The sequence below is a fragment of the Burkholderia sp. BDU5 genome (assembly GCF_001522845.1).
Lineage (GTDB): Bacteria > Pseudomonadota > Gammaproteobacteria > Burkholderiales > Burkholderiaceae > Burkholderia > Burkholderia mayonis.
In genome coordinates this window covers 1-4794 of the sequence record NZ_LOWC01000040.1, presented here as the reverse complement: position 1 = coordinate 4794, position 4794 = coordinate 1, and the positions used below count along the sequence as shown (strand labels likewise).

The window sequence follows — 4794 nt, the reverse complement described above, 5'->3', positions numbered from 1 at the left end:
CGAGCCGCCGGCCGGCTGGCGCGAGGCCACGCCCGAAGACGTTCGCCGCGCCGCCGGCTACCAGCATCCGCACTGCGTGTTCATCTCGTCGCCATGCAAGGGTGCGTCTGGGCTGCTGTCGGAAACGCTCAGCCGCACGCCGAAGTACCAGGCGCTCAACGAGCTGACGCTCCGGTGCGTGTGGCTGATGTGTGAGGCATGGAAAGACGATCCGGTCGAACTAATCGTGTTCGAAAACGTCCCCCGGCTCGCGACGCGCGGCCGCCACCTGCTGGACCAGATCGGGCAGATCTTGCAGCACTACGGCTACGCGAAGAACGAAACTTCGCACGACTGCGGCCGCATCGCGAAGCGCGGCATGGCGCAAAGCCGCAAACGCTTCCTGCTCGTCGCGCGGCATACCGAAAAGGTACCAGCGTTCCTGTACGAACCGGAGCAGAACCGCCTGCAGGGCGTCGGCACGCTGCTCGGCCGCATGCCGCTTCCGGGCGACGTCGAGGCAGCAGGCCCAATGCACCGCGTGCCGTCGCTGCAGTGGAAAACGTGGGTCCGCCTCGCGTTCGTTGAAGCTGGCAGCGACTGGCGCAGCCTGAACAAGCTCGCGGTCGAGAACGGCCAACTGCGCGACTACCTCATCGTGCCCGAGCGCCGCGGCGGCCATCTCGGCGTTGTCGACTGGACCGAGCCGGCCGGCACAGTCGCCGGCGAGTCGCTGCCGACGAACGGCGCCTTTAGCGTCGCCGATCCGCGTTTCGCGCAAAGCGCCAAGTGGAACGACGGCCATGCCTACGGCGTGCTCCCATGGGATGACCACTGCGGCACGATCGCCGGCCAGCAGACCCCGGGCCAGGGCTACTACACCGTGGCCGACCCACGCCACGCCGGCGCGCCGAAGCACAACAACGAATTCCGGATCGTTCCTTGGCGCGATCCGGCCGGCGCCGTCACCAGCGCGCACGGCACTGGTCAATGCGTGCAGGATCCGCGGCCGCCGGTCGGCCCGCTGTTCAGCAAGTACAAGGTGACCGAATGGGCCGGCCACGCAGGTACGGTCATCGGCGGCGATGACCAGGGCGCGTACGCGGTCGCCGATCCGCGCGCGAGCACTGGTTTCGACGGCGCAGGCAAGTACCGCGTGACCGGCTTCGACGAGCCGGCCGGCACGGTCATCGCGCGCAGCGACAGCGGCCAAGGCGCGTTCGCCGTGGCCGATCCGCGCCCGGGCATGCGCCGCGAGCGCGGCGACGCGTACCTGACCGGCGGGCACTACGGCGTGGTCGGCTGGGACCAGCACAGCGGCGCGGTATCGGCCGCCGCCGGCCACGACAACGGCCGCTGGTCTGTCGCCGATCCGCGCATGCCCGCGGCGAACGAGAAGACTGTCGCCGTGATCCGCGCGCTCGACGGTACGTGGCACCGGCCGTTCACCACGCTCGAGCTGGCCGTCCTGCAATCGCTCGTCGAGCCGGAGGAGTATCTCGAGCTCGACGGACTATCCGACCAGGCGTGGCGCGAGCGCATCGGCAACGCCGTGCCGCCGGACGCCGCGCAGGCAATCGCCGAGGTGATGGGCACCACGCTGCTGCTCGCCGAATCCGGCGAGACTTTCCAGCTTTCGTCGACACCGGTCTGGGTGCGCCCGATCGCGATCGCGCTGACCGTCGCGCCGCAGACCTTCTAAACGGAGGCACCTGATGCCCTGCACCCCGTTTCGCCTTCCCGGCGGCATCTCCGGAATCATCTGCACGCGCAGTCGTAAGCGTTCTCACCGCTGCTCGGTCGACGGCTGCAACGCGCCGAGCGGCTTCCAGTGCGATTTCCAGACGAAGCCAGGTAAGACGTGCGACCGGCACCTGTGCGCGGTGCATGCACACCAGGTCGATGCGGACGTCCACTTCTGTCCTACGCACCTTGCCGAGTCGAGCGGCACAAAGCAGGGCGACCTATTCTCATGACCATCGAGGCTCACACCATGACCCATCACTCGAACGCCTCCGCTCGGCTGCTGATCGTTGCCTCCGTGGTTGGCAGCATCGCGGCGACCGCCGGGTGCTCTGATGCCGACGTGGCATCGAAGAATCTGTCGACGGCCGCCGATAATTTCCAGATCAACCGCCGCATCGTGTTCTACAACGGGTTCACTGGCGAGTACATGCTGACTATCGAGGGCCTTTGCTCGAAGGACAACTCCAGCACCGACACGAAGCTCGCGATCATCTGCAAAACGGGCCCAAACGACTACAAGAAGCACTTCCTCGGACTGTCGAACAACGTGACGTATTTCATCGAGCAGCTCGACCCGGCGCCGGCAAACACGTACCACTACAAGGTCGTATTCAAGCCGTCGGTGATTGTTCCGGATATCTCCGTCAAGTGAGGACGACGATGACGACCAACACCTACGGCGGCTATACCGTCGACCAACTGCGCGAGTTCATCCGCCACCACTACGACGCGGAGCATGGCGGCGACAACATCGACGAACTCAGGAACGACAGTTCAGCGAGCGTCAAGATCGTGCGCGACCTGCTCGACGCCATCGAGCCTCAGCAGGACGGCGACCTGCTACGCCCGATCGCCCGCTGGGTCTACAACGCGGTGCGCGTGAACCTCGACCTGCTGCACGGGATCTGCAGCGAGTTCGGTTGCCAGCAGGGTGAAGACGTCGCGACGTGGCTGCGCGCGCGGCTTGCTGGTGTGCCGACGCCGTGCATGTGCAGCGGCGTGGGCCCACGCGAGCAGCGCACGGACGGCTCCTGCCGCCGTGACCGAGCCGCCGTCCCCGCGCAGGCGGCGGGACCAGTGGCATATGTGTGCTCAGCCAGCAATGACTTTGCCCCAATCGTGCGCGACAAGGGCGCCGCACAGCGGCTGTCTGATGCCCATGGTGATGGAAAGATCGTGCCGCTCTACGCCGCCCCGCAACCCGCGCAGGCCGACGCACCGGCAGAGGCGCGCGAGCCGCATACCTACGCCAGCACACAGGCGACCAACTGTGCGTCGTGCGGCGAGCACAAGCACACGCCGCTGCGGATCGACTGGATGGGCGGCTACGTCTGCCTGACATGCATCGACCGCGAACTCGAATCGCGCGCCCCCGCCGATGCGGGAGAGGCGGTGGTGGTGGCGTATCGCGTGCTGCGTCGGAACACGGTCAGCGGCGAGTGGGTTTCGGACGGCCGTCATTGGTGCGATGGCGCGCCGAGCGCCGACCTGCTGGCCGAAACAGCCGGTCGCGCTGATGAGTGGCGCGTTGAAATCGCCGCCCCGCCCACCGCGAGGGTGGCGAACCTGACGAACAGCCAGCGCGAGGTAATCGAGTTTGCAGCCAAGACAATGGAGGAGCGCATGTTGGATGCTCATGCCCGTGTGCTCCGCGCCCTTCTCAAAGGTGCCGACCATGACCAGTAAGCTGACGGCCGACGCACGCGCCACGATCATGGACGCCTGCGCGAGTATTTCGCGGAGCGCCGACGAGTTGAAAGCCGGATGCACCACCACCGACGGTGAATGGCCCGATGCCGACGACAAGGTGTTATACGAGGCTGAATTGCGGTTGCTTGAGCGCCTGGTCGCCCTTCTCGACAATCCGGTACAGCAGCCTAACTATTGCGGCGCGCAGCGCCATTCGTGGGCCACGACGGGTATGAAGATCGATCCAGAAGGACATTGGGTAATCGCTTCGCATGTGATGGTGCAGCAGCCGAGCGATGAGTGCCCGCACGGCGTTGACGATGGCGCATGCAAGCATTGCTACCAAGAGGCAACGAAGCCGAGCGGCGAGGTGACGGGCGAAAAGACGACGCGCCTCATCAAAACGTTGTCGGACATCATCCACGATCAGACTGTCGCGATGCAGTCGGCGATCATCGAGTGGCAGCACGGGAAAGGTGCTGAAGAGGGCCTGAACTGGATCGTCAACACCCTGGAAGGGCCCGGACACCTCCCGGATTTCGATGCGCCACACGGCAAGCATGCGCAATTCTGGTTCAACGCGAATCAGGCGAACCCGCTCCCGGCGTGCTTCTGCGGCAATCCTTCGTCTTCGCTGTGGATGGGGCAAGGCTTCTGCTGCGACGAACACTATCGCAAGGCAAGAGCCAATGCCGATGCCGCCCGCACCCAAGGGAGCCGCACATGAGCGAGAACAGCAAAATCGAATGGTGCGACCACACGTTCAACCCGTGGGAAGGTTGCCAGAAGGTCGGGCCGGGCTGCGACCATTGCTACGCCGAGGCGCGCAACGCTCGATTCGGCGGTGGTGCCGCACCGAACTGGGGGGCGGGTGCGCCGCGGCGACGGACATCGGCTGCGAACTGGCGGAAGCCGCTCGCATGGAACGCCGCACACGCCGATTTCTTCGCGGAGCACGGCCGACGCCAGCGTGTGTTCTGCGCATCGCTCGCGGATGTGTTCGATAACGCCGTCGATCCGGCATGGCGCCGTGAGTTGTTCGATCTGATCGAACTCACGCCGAACCTCAACTGGTTACTGTTGACGAAGCGCATCGGCAACGTGTTCGAAATGGTCGCCCGCGCGCGAACGCATGACTGGCTCGCCGGCCGCGACAACGTCTGGCTCGGTGCGACGATCGTCAACCAGGCCGAGGCCGACCGCGACATCCCGAAGCTGCTCGCGGTGCCCGCGCCCGTGCGCTTCCTGTCGATGGAGCCGCTGCTCGGGCCGGTCGATCTGCGCTTCCACATCTTCAGTGAACCTACCGGCAACTGGCGCACGCACGAAGGCAAGAGGCAGTTCGAATGCCGCCGTCCGGACGATGGCGGCCTGCACTGG

Annotated in this window: 5 protein-coding genes; all 5 read left to right on the top strand. The window is 65.8% G+C overall.

Annotated elements, in window-relative coordinates; genetic code table 11:
- On the top strand, positions 1-1681 hold a 1681-nt coding region (locus tag WS69_RS34055; RefSeq protein WP_059470253.1), incomplete at its 5' end, for a hypothetical protein.
- 291 nt (positions 1682-1972) lie between these two features.
- Complete coding sequence (locus WS69_RS07980; RefSeq protein ID WP_059470252.1) at positions 1973-2377, top strand: beta-sandwich lipoprotein; 405 nt, start codon at positions 1973-1975, stop codon at positions 2375-2377.
- Positions 2378-2385: 8 nt separating this feature from the next.
- The gene (locus WS69_RS33095) at positions 2386-3411 is read left to right on the top strand and encodes a hypothetical protein (RefSeq protein WP_156438007.1); all 1026 of its coding nucleotides are present in this window, start codon (positions 2386-2388) and stop codon (positions 3409-3411) included.
- Positions 3401-4141: a hypothetical protein gene (locus tag WS69_RS33090; protein ID WP_156438005.1), complete on the top strand. Its 741-nt coding sequence runs from the start codon at positions 3401-3403 to the stop codon at positions 4139-4141. The genes WS69_RS33095 and WS69_RS33090 overlap by 11 nt, the downstream gene beginning before the upstream one ends.
- Positions 4138-4794 (top strand): DUF5131 family protein (locus tag WS69_RS07965; protein WP_156438002.1); only part of this gene is annotated, 657 nt, incomplete at its 3' end. The genes WS69_RS33090 and WS69_RS07965, both read left to right, overlap by 4 nt.